General features: G+C 56.4%; 16 protein-coding genes. 2 read left to right on the forward strand and 14 right to left on the reverse strand.

Annotated features, from left to right (window positions below):
* Nucleotides 1-20: 20 nt before the first annotated feature.
* The 13 genes from AAF555_06290 to AAF555_06350 form a co-directional block, all read right to left on the reverse strand.
* On the reverse strand, nucleotides 21-431 hold the full coding sequence (locus tag AAF555_06290; GenBank protein MEM6911176.1) for a biopolymer transporter ExbD: 411 nt from the start codon (nucleotides 429-431) through the stop codon (nucleotides 21-23).
* 18 nt (nucleotides 432-449) lie between these two features.
* Complete coding sequence (locus AAF555_06295) at nucleotides 450-1,847, reverse strand: tetratricopeptide repeat protein (protein MEM6911177.1); 1,398 nt, start codon at nucleotides 1,845-1,847, stop codon at nucleotides 450-452.
* Between the two features lie 36 nt (nucleotides 1,848-1,883).
* Complete coding sequence (locus AAF555_06300; GenBank protein ID MEM6911178.1) at nucleotides 1,884-2,486, reverse strand: energy transducer TonB; 603 nt, start codon at nucleotides 2,484-2,486, stop codon at nucleotides 1,884-1,886.
* Nucleotides 2,487-2,534: 48 nt separating this feature from the next.
* Complete coding sequence (locus tag AAF555_06305) at nucleotides 2,535-2,942, reverse strand: biopolymer transporter ExbD (GenBank protein MEM6911179.1); 408 nt, start codon at nucleotides 2,940-2,942, stop codon at nucleotides 2,535-2,537.
* On the reverse strand, nucleotides 2,943-3,656 hold the full coding sequence (locus tag AAF555_06310; GenBank protein ID MEM6911180.1) for a MotA/TolQ/ExbB proton channel family protein: 714 nt from the start codon (nucleotides 3,654-3,656) through the stop codon (nucleotides 2,943-2,945).
* Nucleotides 3,657-3,676: 20 nt separating this feature from the next.
* On the reverse strand, nucleotides 3,677-5,230 hold the full coding sequence (locus AAF555_06315) for a MotA/TolQ/ExbB proton channel family protein (GenBank protein MEM6911181.1): 1,554 nt from the start codon (nucleotides 5,228-5,230) through the stop codon (nucleotides 3,677-3,679).
* Nucleotides 5,227-6,036, reverse strand: a complete 810-nt coding sequence (locus tag AAF555_06320) for a DUF3450 family protein (GenBank protein MEM6911182.1) — start codon at nucleotides 6,034-6,036, stop codon at nucleotides 5,227-5,229. The genes AAF555_06315 and AAF555_06320 overlap by 4 nt, the downstream gene beginning before the upstream one ends.
* A 25-nt stretch (nucleotides 6,037-6,061) precedes the next feature.
* Nucleotides 6,062-9,139 (reverse strand): TonB-dependent receptor, encoded by a 3,078-nt coding sequence (locus tag AAF555_06325; GenBank protein ID MEM6911183.1) that lies wholly within the window; start codon nucleotides 9,137-9,139, stop codon nucleotides 6,062-6,064.
* On the reverse strand, nucleotides 9,136-10,425 hold the full coding sequence (locus tag AAF555_06330; GenBank protein MEM6911184.1) for a hypothetical protein: 1,290 nt from the start codon (nucleotides 10,423-10,425) through the stop codon (nucleotides 9,136-9,138). Before AAF555_06330 ends, AAF555_06325 begins: the two co-directional genes overlap by 4 nt.
* An 80-nt stretch (nucleotides 10,426-10,505) precedes the next feature.
* Nucleotides 10,506-12,347 carry a hypothetical protein gene (locus tag AAF555_06335; GenBank protein MEM6911185.1) on the reverse strand — a complete coding sequence of 614 codons (1,842 nt, stop codon included), beginning with the start codon at nucleotides 12,345-12,347 and terminating at the stop codon, nucleotides 10,506-10,508.
* A 62-nt stretch (nucleotides 12,348-12,409) separates the two neighbouring features.
* Complete coding sequence (locus tag AAF555_06340; protein ID MEM6911186.1) at nucleotides 12,410-12,970, reverse strand: PEP-CTERM sorting domain-containing protein; 561 nt, start codon at nucleotides 12,968-12,970, stop codon at nucleotides 12,410-12,412.
* A gap of 44 nt (nucleotides 12,971-13,014) precedes the next feature.
* Complete coding sequence (locus tag AAF555_06345) at nucleotides 13,015-14,016, reverse strand: hypothetical protein (protein MEM6911187.1); 1,002 nt, start codon at nucleotides 14,014-14,016, stop codon at nucleotides 13,015-13,017.
* Between the two features lie 90 nt (nucleotides 14,017-14,106).
* Nucleotides 14,107-15,762: a tetratricopeptide repeat protein gene (locus AAF555_06350; protein ID MEM6911188.1), complete on the reverse strand. Its 1,656-nt coding sequence runs from the start codon at nucleotides 15,760-15,762 to the stop codon at nucleotides 14,107-14,109.
* 163 nt (nucleotides 15,763-15,925) lie between these two features.
* Here AAF555_06350 and AAF555_06355 point away from each other — a divergent pair, with 163 nt between their 5' ends.
* Both AAF555_06355 and AAF555_06360 read left to right on the forward strand, forming a co-directional pair.
* Nucleotides 15,926-16,738, forward strand: coding sequence for a hypothetical protein (locus AAF555_06355; protein MEM6911189.1), 813 nt, complete (start codon nucleotides 15,926-15,928; stop codon nucleotides 16,736-16,738).
* Between the two features lie 21 nt (nucleotides 16,739-16,759).
* Entirely contained in the window at nucleotides 16,760-17,215 is a 456-nt protein-coding gene (locus AAF555_06360) for a hypothetical protein (protein MEM6911190.1), read from the forward strand.
* A 39-nt stretch (nucleotides 17,216-17,254) separates the two neighbouring features.
* On the opposite strand, the gene AAF555_06365 is transcribed toward AAF555_06360, so the two are convergent.
* Nucleotides 17,255-17,929 (reverse strand): hypothetical protein, encoded by a 675-nt coding sequence (locus AAF555_06365; protein ID MEM6911191.1) that lies wholly within the window; start codon nucleotides 17,927-17,929, stop codon nucleotides 17,255-17,257.
* Between the last annotated feature and the right edge of the window lie 514 nt (nucleotides 17,930-18,443).

Here is an 18,443-nt window from a genome sequence, read left to right on the forward strand (position 1 = left end):
AGAACCTGGCGCAAGGCGACTTATCGCAGGTCGGCAAAGACCGGCTTGCCACCCGCCAGGCGGACTTCATCGACGATCCGCGCCGCCGCACCAAACGAGGCATCCGGCGCGGCCATGACGACGATTTTTGCCTCATTATCCTTCGCCAACTTGTTGGCTACGATGGGACGGATGCTGGAGAAAGGAATCTTGAGATCACTCTCAAAAATACGGCCGTCGGCCATGACTTTGAAGATCACAGGCTCGTCCTCGGAATCACTTTCCGCGCTGCTCGGCGTGGAAGTAGGCCGGTCCGCGCCGAAGCCGCTTTCGTCCACGAAGGTCGTGGTCACGATGAAGAAGATCAGCAGGATGAAGACGCAATCAATGAGCGGTGAAATATCAACCGCTTCATCAGGGTCATCTTCGGAAGCGGAGCGGAAACGTCCCATGGCTTTGGTAGATTGGATTCAGGAACCGAGCGATTTCGCGTAGCGCTCCAGATCTTCGAGGTAGTCGCCCACCTTGTCGCTTTCCTTCATGGATTGCGCCGCTTTCAGCAGGGTAATGGCTTCGCGGATGCGCGACAGGTCCTTGGGATAGATGCGCTGGATCAGCTGAGCGTGGCGGAAGTTGGCTAGCGGAAGCATCTCCTCGTCTTCAGCCGCATCCTTATACATTTCCATAGCCAGCTCGTTCTGTGGCTTGCCCTCCGCGTCCGGCGTGCGCTCGTAGTATTGGCCGAGCAGGATGAAGGCGTCGCCATCGAGCGGATCGTAGACATTCACGACCTGCTCCAGCTTTTCGCGACCTTCCACGCTCTGCGGATCTTCCGCGAAGGCGACTTTCGCCTCCAGCTTGAGCAAACGCACCTTGTCCTCCGTCGCCAAGGCATCGCCCGCCGTGGACTGCGCTTTCGACAAAAGGGTATGGGCCTCGGGCAAGGCCTTCTTCTGCATGAGGATTTCCGCCGCTCGCAGGGACGTTTCCACGCCGGTCCCCGGGGAGCTTTCGTAGGCGCGCACGTAGGTTTCCGCCGCGAGGCTGTTGAGGTCTTCGTTGACGTAGATGTCGGCGAGCGTCGTGAGCATTTCCGGCGTGGCCTTGCCAAGTCCGGCGAGGATTTCGTAGTTGCCTGCGGCTTTGAGATACTCCTGTTGGCCGAGGTAGGCCGTCGCTTGCAGCGTCCAATACTGCTCCTCGTCCGGGTGGTTTTCGATCAAAGGCTGCAGAAGATTGGCGGCCTCCTGGAAGCGTTGCTGCGCGAAGAGAGCTTGCACCAGACCGAGCTTCCACTGCTTCTGCCTGGGCAGGAGCATGACGGCGTTGCGGAAGGCGGTTTCGGCGGCCACCCAGTCCTCGAGTTGCGTGTAAACCGCGCCCAGAAGGCCGTAGATGTCGCCGCTGGCACCACCGAGTTCGACGACCCGGGTGAAATGCTCCTTGGCCTGCTCCGGACGATTCGCCTGAAGATAAATGACGGCCAAGCTCTGGTGGGCGCGGAGGAAGTTGGGGAATTTCTTGATCGCGATGAGAAACTGCGCTGCGGCTTCCTTCTTCTTGTCGGCTTGGAAGTAGATATTGCCGAGAAGCGTGTTGAACTGCGCGCTCGCGCTCTCATCGGCCACGATCTGCTTGAGCAAACCCGCCGCTCGCGCGGGATCGCTGCCCGCCATCTGCGCGAGAGCGGTGTAGTCCTGCTGGAGTTCCGCTGATTGGATCACGGGCTCGATTTCCGTGTTGATGGCGAAGCTGTAAGCCAGGCGTTTCTGAAAAGCGGGGTCCTGGAAGAGCGACCGGATGACGGAGTCCTGCGCGCCGAGGAAGCCGGGGCAGAGAGCAAGCAGTAAAAGTAGGATGCGTTTCATGATGGACTGCGGATTGCGATGTTCGGAAAGGGGAAATCAGGCGCCGAATTTAACGGGGATGAGGACTTTCATGCTGACCTTTTGGTCGCCACGCGTGCCCGCCTGGTAGCGCCACTGGCGGACGGCATCGAGCGCGGCCTTGCTGAGGCCGGGATGGGGGGAATCAACGACTTGCGCGTTGGATACACGTCCCTGAGCCGTGACCACCGCGCTGATCTTTACGGTGCCGGTGATGCCCTTGCGATACAGATCCGGCGGGTAGGCGGGCGAAGGCTGGGAGACCGGTCGGGGTTGGGTTTCGTTGAGTTGTTGCGCGACGAGCGCTCCGCCGACGTTCCCAAAGTCGATCCCCAAATCAATCGCCACCGTTCCTGCTCCCGCAGCCCCATCCAGGCTGGGCAGGGTGGGCGCCACGGATGCCAGGTCTGCGGGAGGTGGCGGTGGAGGCGTGTCTTCGGGCTCGGGCGGTTCGGGCTCCTCCAACTCCGGTGGCGGAGGGGGTGGATCAATGACCGTGGTATCGATGACTTCCACCAATTCCTCCTCCTGCTGGATGATGCTCTGCAGAAGCGGCAACACGAGAAAGACGAGCAAGAGCAGCACCACGCCTAGAATGATCGCGAGCCCGTTGTCGGCCATGCGCACTATCTTCTTGCGGCTTTCAGGTCTGCGGACGTCCATCGTTCTCTAATTCTTGGACATGGCGAAGCTCACCTTCATGGCTCCGCCGAGATTGGCCTCATCCTGCACCTTGGTCACCAAACCGTAAGGCGCTCCGGCATCGGCCTTGATGACCACCGGCAGGTTCTCGTCCTTCTTCGTCATGCGCTTCACAATCTGGCGCACGCCGCTCAAGCCCACGTTGTCGCCGCCATAGACAATGTTGCCCTCGGCGGTGACGGCGAAAAAGATGCTTTCCTTCTCCAACTGCTCGAGGCTGAGCGAAACCGGCTGGCTCACATCGGCGTCCGGCATCTTCACGAAAACCGTCGTCACGATGAAGAAAATCAGCAGGATGAACACGCAGTCGATGAGCGGCGAGATATCGACCTCGGTATCGTCCTCTTCCGGCCCACTGGCTCCAAAACGCTTCATTTACGCAGCCCTCCCTTCCTGATGTTCCTGCCTTCTCTTCTGCTTGCGAAGCTGACGCTGGGTCCACTCGGACTCCAAGTGCGCAATGAAGGCCACAAAACGATCCCGCTGCTGCGAGAGATAGAAATAGAGAAAGTAGCCCGGCAGCGCGACGGCCAAGCCGGTCTGCGTCGTGATAAGCGCTTCGGAAATGCCCTTGGCAATGCTGTCGATGGCCTGATCCCCTCCCCCACCGGCGAGCGCGGCGAACGTAGCCAGCATACCCGTGACGGTTCCCAACAATCCCCAAAGCGGAGCAGCGGCCATCGCAATCTTGACGAACTTGAGGTCCGCTTCAATGGAGGGCAATTCCTCGGAACGGAGTTGGTCGAAGGCGGCTGCCATTTCCTCCAAGCTGGGATCCTCGTGAATCTCGATACCCCGGTAGGCAAGATACTCCTTGGCCACGCGCGCGTCTTCCTTGTCCTCCTTGAAGGACTTGCCCTTGGCTTCGCGGCGTTCATGCGCCTGCTTCTTCCATTGCTTGCTGCGGAAGTTCTTGCGCAGTAGAGTCAGCCGGACCTTGGCGGCCGTGAAGTAAAGCAGCAGCCCCGTGAGGGCGAGCGGGATCATGGCCCAGCCGCCCTTGGCCCAGAGATCGGTGCCATCCGCCCACAACTTGTCGGGAGCCGAAAAGCTGAACTTGGCGAAGAAGGCTGGAAGGAGATCGATCATGGGCGTGCTATCAAAGCAACTCAGGCATTGGCAGGAGCGCCGCCGGGTAGCGGGTCATCGCCCTTGGGCGGAATGGGCTTGAAGGGAGGCGTTTGCGGCTCCGGCTCACCGTCGTCCGCGGAGTCGTTGTCCGGACTCGGCTTCTTCTCCATGTCAGGAGAGAGATGGTTCATGAAGCGGATGCCCAGCTTCTCCATATCGTCCACGATGCCCTTGGCCTTGCGCGTGAGGTAGGCGGCCAGCAGGAGCGACGGAATCGCCACGATGAGACCCCACTTGGTCGTGATGAGCGCTTCGGAAATCCCGCTCGCGAACTTGGAGGCATCGCCCGTTCCGAAGAGCGTGATCAAGCGGAAGGTATTGATCATCCCGGACACCGTTCCCAAGAGACCCAGCAGCGGCGCAGCGGCAGCGGTGATTTTGATGAAGGGAAGAAGGCTGTTGAGGTTGGCCTTGGCGCGCAGGACTTGCTCGTAGAGCACTTCCTCGATGAGGCCGCGAGGTTGGTGCGCATGGGCCACGCCTTCTTCCAGCATCTCGCCGATGGGGCCTTTGGTCTTTTCGGCAATGGCACGAGCTTCGGCATCGCGACCCTCATTGAGATGGCGCATCATGAAGTCGAAGCGTTTGTAGGGAATGCGCTTGATGCGAGACATCTGGAACCACTTGATGAGGGCAATCAGCAGAGAAGCCCCGGCCAGACCCAACAAGGGCACCATGACGGCACCCCCGATTTTGATTTCCTCCCAGATCGTCCCTTGGGTCTCGATTACGCGGATGGCCGTGCCGAGCGTAATGTCAAGCGGCAGGCTGCCAGCCCCCGTATTGGCGACCTGGGACACACCGCTGATGTCGATGCCTTCCGGAATGGCCGTAATAGCGGGCTCATTCGAGCCGGGTTGCGCATCGACGAGACCCACAAAGCTGTCATTCTCTCCCGCAAAGTAAACAGTGGGACCGAGGAGGAGAAACTTGCCCTCGCCAATGAGCCCGTCCGGGTTCTTGGCGGTGCCTTGGAAGATCGCACCGCCAATGTTGTCATCGATCCGGTTGGTGGAGAGATCGACGATGGAAAAGCGCGCAAGGAACTGATTCTCCAGCGAGTGATTAGGATTCTCGGCCGTCAAGCGAAGCTCGCTGAGGCGATTGCCGTAGCGCTGACTCTCCGAAATGTGGAGACTGTTTTCCAGCGCACGGGTGTATTCGTCGATCAGATCCATGAGGAACTGATTCTGCTTTTTCTTATCGCCGATCTGGCGCTCCATGTTGCTGACATCCAGCTCGCGGGCGCTCCGCACGGAGAGCACTTCATCATATTCCTTGCGGACCTTGATGAGATCGTTCTCCAGCGCGTTGCGCTGCTCGGCGAGTGGGGCGCGTTCGGTTTGGATCTGCTTGCGGACTTCGGCCAACTGCTCGGTCGCTTGGGCCATGCGATTCTCCAGGCGGGAGACCACCGTATCGAGCGAAGCTTTTTCCTGCGCGAGCCCGCTCATGCCCGTCCCGAGGACAAGGAGTGAAGCCCATAGAATTCGTGGAATGGTGTTCATGGTTTCGGTAGGTCGAAGGCTCATTTCACTTGCATCGGCAGCTCCAGGAAAGTTGCCGTCTTGGTCTGCTCATACATGTCGATCATATCGTTCACGCGATCGGAAATCTCGGGCTGATAGATCCACACCCAGCCATCTTCGCCCGCGTAGCCATAGCCTGCGGCACTCGCAGCCTCGCCCTTGCCGGCATAGTAGGCTTCCGCGAGACCGAAGTAAGCCACACGGACTTCGGCGACCTTGCCATCGGCGGTCTTCCGCTCCTCGTTCAGCAACCAGACGCCGTTGTTGTATTGGTTGATTCCGTCCAGAATGCCCAAGACGGTCGCAAAGCGCTGCCCCAGACTAGCCTCCACCATTTCCGCGTCCTCGGCGGGAAGCTTTTCAAAAAGGGAATTGGTGCTGACCTGCAAGCCTTTGGGAAGTCGTTCCCGCAACTCGCGGACGCGGGCTTCGAATTCCACGATTCGCTCTTCCTGCATCGACGCCAATTGCCCCAACTCCTCATTCTCTTCGCTGAGCTTGGCCTTGTCCTTATCGGCTTCGGTAGTCGTCTCTTCCGCCTCCGTGATTTTCTCCTGCAGGCTGTCGATCTGCGTTTGCAGCAGCTCGATCCGACTGGCCAGCGTCTCTTTCTCCATCTGCCAATTGGACTCCTCCTCGGAGATCAAGCGTTGGGTCTCGTAGAATTTCTCCAGCAGGGTCTTGACCTGTTCCACCCGGACGGCAGTCGCTTCCTCCTGAGCGTGGGCGACTCCTCCCGTCATTGCCAGCAGCAGAGACCCCACCAGAGTGATCATCTTGGCGGAATAATGGTATTCGTTCTTCTTCATGGATATCGGCTATTCGTGGAAAGATTTACCAGCTGCCCTTGAGGCCCACCTTGTAGGTCACACCTCGTTGAACTTCGCTGAAAAGAGTGGCGTCAGAAGCATACTCGCGTCGCAATACGCTATCGGTGATATTGGAAACCTCGAAGCCCAGCTCCCAATTCGAAGCGATGCGTTTTCCGATGGAAAAGTCGAGCGAAGTGAAAGGTCTTTGCGTGACGTCATCCACAAAACCTTCCGCAGACCCGAGAGCGTTGAACTGGCTTCCTCCCGCTATAGCAAGCGTGTTGCCCACGACGTTCAGAAAAAAACCAGCATTCAGCCCGTAATCCGCATTGTCGTACGTGATGTTGAAATTGATGATGGAATCCGGCTGGCCTTGCAAAGGACGAATAGCAGAGAGACCAGCTCCGGTCCGGCTTCGTTCGTTGCGCTCCTCCAACTGCACGAAAGAGCGGATAAAGGCGTAGTTGAATCCCACACTCACATTCTCTAGAACCGGATTCGCCCAATCCAGCTTATTTTGAATTTCCACTTCGAGTCCATAGACACGCGCAGAGTTCTCGTTAATGGCAGATTCAAAATCAATTTGTCCCAAGGAAGCCCGCGCCAGCTCAATTGGTCGATCAATCAACTTGGTGAATCCACTGATAGCCAACGTATCGCCAGGACGGGGGAGCCACTCCAAGCGCACGTCCAAATTTGTGGCAGACGAGATCTCCAAATCCGGGTTTCCAATAAAGAGCGTGTTATCCCCTTCCTGCCGGGTCACAGCAGGTGCGATTTCCTTAAATGTAGGTCGCGCGATTGTGCGAGACAGAGCCGCCCGCACACTCATGTTTTCCGCAAATTCCCAGTTGCCCGTGAAGGAAGGGAGAATGTCCGCCTGGTTGGTGGTAGTGGGTTGCGAAAGCACGGATTCATCCCTCAATACAGCTGTTGCCGGGTTAAAAAGCAGCGCATTGGCCAAAAGCGGAAACGTCGAGCTCCGAATCGCATCAATATCAATGCCGGGGCGAACGGTAATGTCCGTCAACTCCATACGCGCTCCGAAAGCGACATCGAATTTCTGGGTTACAGGAAAATCCACTGCCGTAAAAAAGCTCAAAATAGACTCCGTTGCGCTGTATTCTTGCAAGCCCCCGAAGGCATCTCGTAAGATACTTGGGTTATCCTCAAAAAAGCCATGCGCTTCCCGCAAAGGGGTCGTAGTTCGAGCGGGATCCGCGATGTCCAATACGGAGTCTATGTTCTCGATGGAATAGTCCAGCGACTCAAGATAACTCACTGAAGGCGTAACGAAGGGGTTGGGAGCCTCCAAATTGTATTCAAAAGAGCGTGAGGTGAACTCACGCTCCAGACTATCGAAAGAGCCACCAAACTTCAGATTCGCGGTTTTTTTTCCAAGATTCATGAGTGGAAATTCCACCTTGCTTCCCACGCTGAAGGCAGAGTCCTGTATGTCTCGCCAAGTTCTTTCAAAGAGAGGCAAGGCAAAGTCGTTTTCCGGCAGTTGGAAGGTATTACGGGGAGGGCGCGGCCGGCGACCTGTAGCTCCCGGATCCCGCCGATACGCATAGGCCGCAAACTGCTGATCCGGAGCATAATCTCTCGTAGTCGAATAAGAAGCCGCCCAATCGAGCTTACCCGTATCGACCAAACCAGGAAGCTCAATGCCGTGCGATCCAGCCAGTTGATAGGTGATCAGTTGACGTTGTCCGGGGAGACGAGATTCGTTAATGGCGTAGTCTCGCAAAGCGCCGGGGTCAAAACCCTGGAACGTCGTCTCCGTGATGAGTAGGCCCGGGCGCTCCTCGTTGAACCCCGCGCTCACATTGGATTCCACCTCCGTGACGATATTGGAAAATACCGTAGCATTGATTTCGTCATCATCTCCAAAGCGCAAACCACCCGCCACGAGAATCCCCAACTCCACGCTCTGCGTCCCCGAGACACCTCGATAGCGCTCGAGCAGAACATTCTCTTCTTGGGCAGGTCGAAATTCAGCGCGGCCTATCTCTAGGTTTTGAAATTCATTTTGCCGTTTATAAAGTATCGCTCCCGTAATACCCGCCTCAGCATCATCCCATTGGAAAATTTGGCCGGCCGACGCGGAGAAGGAAAAATTGGGGTCAAGATTTGAAACTGTCCCCAAACCGACATCGTCGGATACATCCGAAAAACTCCCCGGGAAATCTAGACTCTCAAGACCTCCATCGAAGGGAATGCGAAATCCACCTGCGCTTACCCCCCTGGCATACGCCCCATGAGTGAGCGTGTTCGCCTCCAAATCCCAAGAAGCTTTGAAGAAGTTCTCTTTCGGCACACCCTTGAGGCCTATATTGATATGCCCCCCCGTAGATTCACCGGGATTTTCCGACGAGAAAGTCTTGGCATTGCTCAGACTGCTCACCACCGAGGAAGGAAAAATATCCACGTTGACCGCACGACGATCCGGGTCTGAGCTGGGAATGCGCAGGCCATTGAGATACACCGTATTGTAACGATCACTCAGACCACGTACCACGACAAAACGGCTGTCCACCGTGGAAGTCCCCACGATCTGCGTGAGAAGCTCGCCCACATTGCCCTTGGTCGATTTGGAGATAAAGTCCTCGCCCAGTACGTTCACCAACCCGTCAAACTGCGCTTGAATCTTCAGCGCTTCATCACCCGCAGTCTGCGCTAAATCCTCGCCCGTAACCACAAACTCATCAAACTCCAATACCTGCGCTGTGATGGTGATTCGGGTTTCCGTTACGCGCCCAGAACCCACCGCCACCTGCTGCCGTCGGCTGGACTCAAAGCCGGAGCGACTCACTTGAATCTCCGCCGAGCCGGGCTCCAAATTCGGAAATGTAAAAAAGCCCTCATTGTTAGTCGTCGTCGATATTCCTCGATCCGTCAGATTGACCTGGGCATCAGGCACAGGCTGACCAAAATCCGCATCCATTACCTGACCACGAACCGTGCCGACTTGCGCAAAGGCACTCACCGGAAAAAGAAGTAACCACAGCAGTCCGAACGAAGCCAAAGTCCCCAAAAGCGTTCTCCTGCGGAGGAACGCCGTGCCAAGATGTTGGCTGTCATGATGGCGTGGACTCACAACGATTCCGAGAAGGCGCGAACTTGCTGCAGGAAATCCTCCGGCAGCTCAATCATGAAATTATCAATATCTACACACAATTGGATGAGACCAATTTTTACAGTCCGCTCATTTGAAATTTGCTGCAGCAAAACAAGTGCTTCCTGGAGTAAGGCATCCCGTTTTTCTTCATCGCCCAGCTTGGCGTAGGCGATGGCCAAAAGCCCTTTCACACGATCCGCTTTCTCCCGACCAAGCACTCTCGAGGCACTCTCCAGGCGCTCCACCGCTTGTCGACGGACTTCCACGGAGTGCCCGATCTTCTCCATGACCTTCAGCCAAGTGATGGCGCTGAGATACGTGACTTCGTTGTGCGAACTCAACGTGGGAATGAGCTCCCGATAGGTAGACAACCAAGCTTCTGCATCCACTGCCACTTCGCCCAAGGCTTCCTGTGCATATAAAGCCACGAGGCTTCCCTTGGCCAGAATTTCCGGATGCGAACCCTTATGGCTCTGAATCGTTTTTAAGGCATCGTCCAACCAAACCGGAATACGTTCGCGCAAAGCCTCTGCATTTTCCTCCTGCTCCAAAGCCCATTCCACGGCCTCCAAGAGGGCCTGGGCACGCAAACTGCGTTCCGGCATATATGGCCGATTCTCACTCAAGCTATAGTCGGGAAACTCAGTATCCCACTCTCCTTGACGCACTCTCTCCAAAGCCATCCAACATCCTGCACGGTAAAGTGCATATTCCTCGCGCATCCCGGCTATGGCTTGCTCGCCCCAGGAGAAATCGCCTAGTTTCGCAAAACCTATAGCCAATTCCGCTTGCACTTTCTCTACATCCCGCACGGGAAAGGCATTTGCCCGTTGATTCACTTCCAACATCCATTTGCGAGCAGCTTCTGGATCATACTGAGTCAACTCTCCCCCAATCATCGCATCGAGTAAGCTGCGTTGAGACCGAAAGGAGGGAATCGCTTCGCGGCACTCCCAGACGAACTGCGTCGTCCCTTCTCTCAGAGCACGTTGACCGGCGTCGACGAGAAACTCCGGCCTCTCAAAAGAAGTTGTCGGCAACTCTGTGCTCACTTCATACACTAAGTGAAGAAAAGCTCCGGGGCTGCCGGGAGAGGAAACCCATGTTGAGGAGGGCAATCCAGCCCTCTTCTTCCCGGTTTCTATCTGCTCCGATTTGGCACTGGCCAACAGGTCTTCCAGACTCTTCAGAATCTGCTCTTGCTGCGCTGCTCCCACGCTGACGAAAAGCAACCACAGAAGCCCGCTAAAAAACCGTTTCTTCATAGGAAAATTCTGATTAGCCAAGAAAAGGGGGGCTCTTCGCGAGCCCCCCCTTTGCATAACATTCTTCAACACTCTCAAGATCAAAGAGCGTAGGCGCGATACTGAACCTGAGTGCCCGCAGTGAGGGTCACACCAGTGTCGGTAACGGTCTGGGAACCAGCGGAATAAGTGGTAGCACCAGTGATCGGCGTCCAAACCTTACCTTCGAGAGAGCGCTCCACTACATAGAGCACGTCGCGTCCACCTTGCCCGGCGACTGCCGTCCAAGTGATGGTTGGGTTGCTGCCGCTTACACCAATGGTAAGAGAAGGACGAGCAATGTTGGTGCTGGGACCAGCACCAAGTGCGGAGAGGTGAGTCCAGCCGAAGCTGAAGTCGTTGTCACGGCTGATGCCTTCGTAGCCAGCTCCTGTGACCGACTGAGGACCCGTGGGATCCGTGCCGTTCACAATCGCAGAAGTTGCACCACTTAGGAGGCGAGGATCGAGAACCCCTCCATTTCTGTAGTTGATACCATCAATCACTTGGAAATCTAAATCCCCATAGTCTACCACATTGGTAGCTGTGTCCAAGTTTCCACCACTGTCAGCAGCACTCACATTCACGAGTCCCCAGTTGTCAGCATCAATTGTGGTAATGCTCGGATCACCACCGGTGATTACGTTCAACGTATTCGTACGACCTTCAACGTAGAAGTTATTAAGTTCGACGTCGGAACCATCATCTATCGTAGAACCACTAGCAGCATCCAGATAGGTGAAATTGTGCAGCTCAACGGTAAGGGTTGGGAGCGTATCACCAGAACTTGGCTCAGCACCATCCCATTCGATCGGAGAACCACCGGAACCAGAACCAGAAGTCGGATACGTGCTGACGTTTGGAGAAACGCCATACCAGAATTGGCTGTAGGAGCGCCAACCCTCGTCACCGTCGAACGCGTCGTCGAGATTCCAGAAGGAGAACCAGAAACGGGTATCATACTTGCCACCGAAGGGCTCGAAGCCATCGTCTTGGTTGAATGTGCACTCGATGAACTCAGCCACCGTGGAATCACCCATGCCACCCGTGGTGAAGGAGTTGATCTCGTTGGCTGCGCCCAGCTCGAAACCACCGTAGCGGATGGATACGAAAGCGATGGTGCCAGAGTTGTCGGAGTCATCCGTGCCACCGTAGACACCGAAGTTGTCCTTGCCGGAACCTGCAAGCGTCACAGGATCGATGCCTTCGATGAAATCAGAACCCACGCCGGGAACCACGGAGTCTTCATTTTCATCACTGCCACCAGGAAGACCATCCGCACCCAAGTCCACACCACCGTCCGCGAAGTTGGCGTCATGGTTGTCATAGACACCGTCCACAGGAGCCGTATCGACCGTGCTACCATCGTCAGGAAGGCCGGAACCAGGAGCTGTGGACTGACCGACACGGGCGTTCCCCAAAACAATGAGCCCCCCCCAGAGGCCATGACTGTTGAAGGCGCTGGAGCCAGCGCTACCACCGGGAGTGGTGGAGTAGCTGATGGTGCCATATTCGACGCCTGCGGTAAGCGTGGTGCCCAAGGAGTTCTGGAACGAAGTCGGAACCGTAGCAGAACCGCCAGGAACGTTGGTGTCATCGATAGAAGTGAAGACGATGGGATCATCCGGTGTTCCGTTCGCGATGATCTTGGCATCACGACGGATCACAAGAGCACCCGGCTCAAGGTTGATCTCGGACTGTGTGGTATTGATACCACGAATAATCGTGCCCGGCTCAATGGTGAGAGTGGCAGCATCGGTAACGTAGATCGTCCTCGTGAGGATGTAAACAATGTCGCGCGTCCAACGAGTGTCGGTGCTGATGTCGGCGGTCACCGTCACGAAGTCGGCGAGAGCAGGGCTCACCAAAGCGGCGCCCAGAAGCGAAAGAATAAGTTTCTTCATTAGGAAAATAAGGTTTTCGTAAAAAGTCAGTGAATTGACTCAAAACAGCATCACAGCGCGATTTACGCGCGGCGGCGGCGGAGAGCAAAAAGACCGAAGCCAGCGAAGGCAAGAAGGCCAGTGGAAGGCTCGGGAACACCTTGAACTATATTGGCGTCTGGTGCCGCGTCGTAGATGAATTGGGCACCCGTATTGGCGTCATCATAAACAAACACCTCGTTAGCAAGAGCACTGAAGCTGGCATTGGGATCTGACCAATTGTTGCCATAAGTGAACAAGGAGCCCAGCGCTCCGGTATTGTCCCCGGTCTCAAGCGCCCAAGCGTAAATTTGGTTACCAGTTCCTGCAGCCCAGTTTTGGTCAGAACTATCCACGCTAGTAGCATCCGCGCTTCCACCGGTAAAGCTTATCTCAACGAGACTCGTGAATCCAGTATAGTCCGCAACTGGATCGAATCCCGAAGGATCAGCAGATGAGTAGTAACCAAACTGCATTAGCCCAGTTAGAGCAGAACCTCCGCTATCGAGAAAAGTTGTATCGACGTTTGTGAAGGTGAAAGTGGCTGCGTTAGCTCCGGCCATTAGGCTAGCGCAAGTCAGGAAGGAAAGAACAGTCTTTTTCATATCAATTAAGTTTACTTTATTCTATCTTAAATCAGTCGTGCCTCTTACTCAGCGAAGCCTTCTTCGAAATTGTAAGAAAGATTGGAAGCGGGAATGATTGCAAAAGTTTCCCCCGCAGCAAATGTGATGGCAGAAGCGACTACAGGAGCTTCAGCGGAAGTGCGGAATTCACCACTTGTTGTATTGTAGTAAAACTGATCAAAGTCAGTTCCGCCAGCATTCGGAACAAGGAATATATCTCCACCACCGAAAGCGGCTGCTCCATTGATTTGAGAAACGTCCAAGTCAGCGAAGGAGAAAGCCGTGCCGAACGGGTAATTCACTACAGAAACCTGACCAAGGGGATAGGTTGGAGTCTGATCACCGGACCGAGCAACACCAGAAACCACCACCGGATCGGCGCTTGCTGGCAGAACGAGAATTCCTTGATTGTGCGGAACAATCGTACCACCGGCCGCAACTTCAGCCACAGTGCGCCACTCACTATTCGTGGTGTTGTAATAGAAAAGATCGAAGTCAGTTCCACTACTGTTCACAAGACCGAGTATATCTCCGCCACCGAAGGCGGCTGCTCCGGAGAAGCTTCCCCCGTTGGCAAAAAGAGTATCAAGTGTCCACTGCTCGTAAATCTCGACCGCAAGGGTGTCTGAAGCAGGAGCATCACCCAAAACAACACTCGTACCAGAGGCAGAAGAAACGGAGAAAATAGCTCCGTCATCGGTTCCACCTACAATGCGGGCAATTGGGTTGGTGTAAGTCCCCACACTGGATGCTGTAGTCACCGTTGATCCTGAAACGGAAGCAACATCAAAGCGATCGGGCTCAATTGTATAAGGCACTGAAACCAAGCTCACAGCGCCAGTGGACTGAGAGACTGGGAGAATACCAGCGCGGCGGCTGACGGGGAGTTCAGCCTGGGTCGGGATAGCACTCAGAACGAGGCCGGTCGCAACGCAGGCGAGAAGTGTTTTCTTCATCATGAGGTAACTATGTAGATGTAGTTTAGGGCTGACCAGTTGCTGGGTGTATTCCAGCAACCGACGCATCCTCATACAAAGCTCCTCCACTTTCGTAAAACCTCGCATTGCAACAAGTGTGTCACATTGGGGCGATTGCCCGTTGCCCGTTGCCCAAGATCACTCCCCCGTCAGCTCCAGATAGCGATTGAAGGCTTGTTTGGCTTGGTTTTCCCGTTTGAGCTGCTTTTCGGCTTTCGCAAGTTGTAGCCAGGCTTGCACTTTTTGGGGGTCGATGCGGGTGACTTCCCGGAATCGGTCGCGCGCTTGTCGCCAGTCGCCTTGCTCGGCCAAGATCAAGCCTTGGTAGAGGTTCCCCGAAGCGTGCTTGGAATCGAGTTGCAGGCAGCGGGCGATGGCCGCTTCCGCCTCGGCCACGCGCCCCAGTTTCCCATAGGACACGCCCAGCAAGTAAAAGCCTTGGGCGTAGCCGGGCTGGAGTTTGGTTACTTGCTCCAGGGTTTGGGCGGCTTCCGGCCATTGTTCTCCCCGAACATACTCCTGCGCTAGGAGCACCCAGGAGAAAATGTCGGCAGGGCGCTCCAAGACCGTTTGTTCCAAGGATTGCACGGCACGGGGGTTGGCCGGACGCGATAACTTCTCCCCTCCTCCGCGCAACTCGGACACCGCCAGCTGATACCAATACTGCCCCTCTTCGGGATCGAGAGCCGCCGCCCGACGAGCGCAGGCGGTTGCATCGACGGTGGCACCGAGCTGGTGGCTGACAATGCCCAGCAGCGCCCAGCATTCGGGGCTCCGGGGGTATTCCTTGGTTAGCTGCAACAAGATGCGAGCAGCGCTGCGAAAACGTCGATTCTGCACCGCTTCAAAGGCCTTCAGAAAACGACGGTCTTCGGTGATCTCCCGCATGGACCACTCTTCTCCCACCGCCAACTGCTTCCATTCGCTGCGGTCTTGGGTGGCTACCAACGCATCGGTCATGGGCGCGGCGTAGTTGAGCCATCGCTTCAAAGGCAAGCGGAGGGCGACGAGTCCGATGACTTCGCCTTGCGAATTCAGAATCGGCGAGCCCACCGCGCCAGGTGAATCCGCCCCCTCCACGAGCAACCAACCAGCACCCGCGACCGATGGATCTCGACGCATACTTGCATCGACCAATAGAATCCCCCGCCGATCATCCAGCGCGAGAAGGTTCACCGGAGAAGATTCCAAGCCCGCCGGCACTGGCTCCGAGGAGAGCTGGAGAAACTGCACTTGTTCCTGTCCGACATCGGCCTTGAGCACGGCCACGCCGGATTGCAGATCGCGATAGAGAATGCCCTTGCAGGTCAGACTCCGCCCCTCGGCGGTGGAAACAGTGAGGTATTCCGTTCTGGCCACCACTTCGGGCAAGACCAAGCTGACGTCGGTCAGAATCAGGCCGTCTTCCGAGAGGAAGAATCCGCAAGCGCTGGCGGTTTCCTCGCCAAACTCATCCCAAGCCCGGATGGCCACCACAGCGGGCGCGATGCGACGCGCCAGCGGCAGGAGCTTGGGCTCGTTCGGTTCGCGATACCAATCGACGGCTCCGAAATCGGGGCTGACCAGCTCTTCGGTCGTCGGGACCAGCCCTCCCTCTCCCAGCTGTGGAAGCAAATCGTTGTCGCCGAGAAGACCCGACAAGCCCCCCTCCGGCAGCGGTAGCAGCTCGTCCACGCTCAAGGCCCCTTCCGCCTCCGGCAATTCTTCCTCGTTCGGTTCCTGCGCCAGGAGCAACGTCGGCAGGAGCGATCCGCCCGCGCAGAAAACCAGCCAGAAAATCAGCGTTCGCCACATGGCACTCCCATCCAGCGGAAGGCGACCATCGTCAACCGGAGCTCGTCGAACAGGACGCCCGCTTACGTGACAAGTCCGTCACAGAGCCCATGTGGAGTCACTTTCGCTTGCGGGCCGAAAGCCGTGCCCCTATGGGCCAATCGATACAGTATCCTATTTTCCCATGATCCGGACACTCGCCTTTCCTGCCCTCTTCGCCCTGACCTTCACCGCCACAGCGGAGGAGTTGGCGCTCAATTCCCTAAAATCGCTGGAAGCCGAAGACGCCGCCTCCAACTACGGCCCCTACGTCGGAATTTTTGGTGGCACGACCCAAAGCCAAGGCGGCGAGCGACCGATCATCGGCACGAATACCTATGACCTCATCGAAAGTTCCGGAGACTTGATTGCCGGTATCGAAGTGGGGCACTCCTGGAAGAACAAGCGCTTTCCTTTGGAGGCTCACCTTGAGTTTGAGGGAAGCTTCCTCTCTTCTCAGGTAGAAGGACAGATCGACTCAGTCTCCCTCCTGACCGCATCGGGAAGCGATATCGGCTACTTCGTTCGGGATTTCAATGCTGCGATCTTCATGCTGAATGGCGGTCTCGGCTTGGACTTGTGGCGCTACCGGGCCCGCATCGGTCCCGTCTTGGCAAGGCTTCGGCCTTACGTGGGGGCCGGGTTTGGGGGGGCTCAAGTCTGGTTTCGAGACCCGAACTCCACAGGCACCGGGACGACCTCCGGCCTTACAGTAGACGGTTTGGCCACGCAAAATGCCGGCGGGACACCATCGGCTACTAACACAAATCCCAGCACCTCCGCCTTCTCCACCGACCAGTTTGTTTTTGCATGGCAATCCTATTTCGGGATCGAGTATCGCTGGAGCAAGAAGCTCTCCATCTACTCCGAGTGGCGTCAGCTCACCTTGGAAGACATCGAAAACGTCCCTGAGTACGAAAGCGAGAACATTGTCGCCGGCATCCGCCTCCGCTACTAATTTCCTCCGCCTCACACCATCATGAAAATCACCGCCTTTGCCGCTATCGCTGCCGCCGCCCTTCTTGGTGGTTGCGCGACCTACTACGACCTTTCGTCCGAGATTTCCGAAAAGCTTTACACCCGCAGCGTCGATGCCCCCAACGCTCCCGTTCGCATCACGGTAACCAGCGAATTGATCGATGAAGAGACGATTGACTATCCGGTCACTTTCCGAAATACCGGCACGCAGATCATCTCCTTCGACTACACGATCGCGGATGTCGCTGGCGTTCCTCACATCGATTATCAAGGAGCCAACTCCGGCCTGATCGAGAACCTCTATCCCGGCCAAGAAGTCGAACTGGATAACCCTTGGAACCAGATGAACGTCCACGTATCCTTCGGAAAAGTGGTGTTCGGAAAGAAGACTTCCGAAGGGTTGGATAAAATCTACGATCGTCCCACCGTGGCAGTAGACGACAGTCTCGACTTTTAAGCTTTCCGGGCGGAATCTTCTATCTTGCCCTCCTCTCCTCTAGTTCCCTTCAAACAAAGGCTGCGTTTCTTCGGATTCGCGGCCTTTTGTTTTTGTTTTCTGGCGAGCCCACAGGTCACCATGGGACAGGTGCAGCAGAGGGACAGGGAATTCCAAGAGTTGGCTGCGACCGAACTTCTCCAGGAGGGTAGGATCTTGGTCGCTCAAGGGCGCCAAGCCAGCGGTATCGAGAAGTTCCGGTTGGCCGTGCAAAGATTCCCGAAAAGTGCTTCTGCCGGCGTCGCCCAATTGGAAATTGGGAAACTCTTTGAAGCCAACCGCGAATTCACCACGGCCTTCGAAGAGTATCAGAATGTGATCAACCGCTTTCCCGACGATGCTCTTTTCCAAGAGGCGCTTGCCGGGCAAGCACGAATCTGTGACACCGTGGTCAGGGAGTCCGCTCGCTTCGAACGTGAAGGAAAAAAACTCCCCAAGAAAATCCTGCCTCCCAAGGAACTCCGCATGGGCATGCTCAAGCTGCTCGTGGCCAACACTCGGCATAGCCAGTATGCTCCCAAAGCTCAATTCCTTTTGGGCGTGGCCTGGGATCAAGAGGGAGAGCCCAACTTGGCAAAGAAAGCGCATGCGGAATTCTTGGAATTCTATCCCGACCATATGCTCGCGGATGATGCCGCATTCCAGATTGGCTATATCGATTTCAAGCTTGTGCAAGAAGGCCACTCTCAAAGGCACTTCTGGGCCCAACTCGCTTTCGCGGAATTTCTTCTGCAGTATCCGGAAAGCCCGAAGGCAGCTCCGGCCAGGAATTGTCTCGCCCGGCTGGATCAAAGGGAAGTGGACGCCCTGGTGACTGCAGCTCGGTTCCACGAGAGGCGAGGCGAAATGAACGCGGCGAGGATCTACTACGCTGACGTCGCGAAGCGGTTCCCTGGCACCGTCGAAAGCGACGAAGAATTGGCCATACGGATCAGGGCCATGATGGCAGAGGCCGAAACGAAACCGGAGTAGCAGGCTTTCCCCGGTGGACCGCGACGTCTCCGGCGCGGTGGGGGGAGACTTTTTGTTCTGGGTGCAGCCTTATACCAAGCTGCAGAATTCACTGGTAGAATGGCCGAGTGGATTTCGGGCCAGACCAAGGCGCGACGAGGGCGCGGTGCAGGCACCGTAACCGAGGAGCAACGCAGGGCTGGCTCGAAAGACAACGGCTCTCCCTTCCCCGCGCTTC

The organism is Verrucomicrobiota bacterium (assembly GCA_039027815.1).
Taxonomy (GTDB): Bacteria; Verrucomicrobiota; Verrucomicrobiia; order Verrucomicrobiales; family JBCCJK01; genus JBCCJK01.

Bases quoted from the DNA above. Each gene is read 5' to 3' on its own strand.
- AAF555_06310 (MEM6911180.1), bottom strand. From the start codon at position 3,656: ATGATCGATCTCCTTCCAGCCTTCTTCGCCAAGTTCAGCTTTTCGGCT.
- AAF555_06330 (MEM6911184.1), bottom strand. From the start codon at position 10,425: ATGAAGAAACGGTTTTTTAGCGGGCTTCTGTGGTTGCTTTTCGTCAGC.
- AAF555_06305 (MEM6911179.1), bottom strand. From the start codon at position 2,942: ATGAAGCGTTTTGGAGCCAGTGGGCCGGAAGAGGACGATACCGAGGTC.
- AAF555_06345 (MEM6911187.1), bottom strand. From the start codon at position 14,016: ATGCGTCGGTTGCTGGAATACACCCAGCAACTGGTCAGCCCTAAACTA.
- AAF555_06355 (MEM6911189.1), top strand. From the start codon at position 15,926: ATGATCCGGACACTCGCCTTTCCTGCCCTCTTCGCCCTGACCTTCACC.
- AAF555_06315 (MEM6911181.1), bottom strand. From the start codon at position 5,230: ATGAGCCTTCGACCTACCGAAACCATGAACACCATTCCACGAATTCTA.
- AAF555_06295 (MEM6911177.1), bottom strand. From the start codon at position 1,847: ATGAAACGCATCCTACTTTTACTGCTTGCTCTCTGCCCCGGCTTCCTC.
- AAF555_06360 (MEM6911190.1), top strand. From the start codon at position 16,760: ATGAAAATCACCGCCTTTGCCGCTATCGCTGCCGCCGCCCTTCTTGGT.
- AAF555_06320 (MEM6911182.1), bottom strand. From the start codon at position 6,036: ATGAAGAAGAACGAATACCATTATTCCGCCAAGATGATCACTCTGGTG.
- AAF555_06290 (MEM6911176.1), bottom strand. From the start codon at position 431: ATGGGACGTTTCCGCTCCGCTTCCGAAGATGACCCTGATGAAGCGGTT.
- AAF555_06350 (MEM6911188.1), bottom strand. From the start codon at position 15,762: ATGTGGCGAACGCTGATTTTCTGGCTGGTTTTCTGCGCGGGCGGATCG.
- AAF555_06340 (MEM6911186.1), bottom strand. From the start codon at position 12,970: ATGAAAAAGACTGTTCTTTCCTTCCTGACTTGCGCTAGCCTAATGGCC.
- AAF555_06300 (MEM6911178.1), bottom strand. From the start codon at position 2,486: ATGGCCGACAACGGGCTCGCGATCATTCTAGGCGTGGTGCTGCTCTTG.
- AAF555_06335 (MEM6911185.1), bottom strand. From the start codon at position 12,347: ATGAAGAAACTTATTCTTTCGCTTCTGGGCGCCGCTTTGGTGAGCCCT.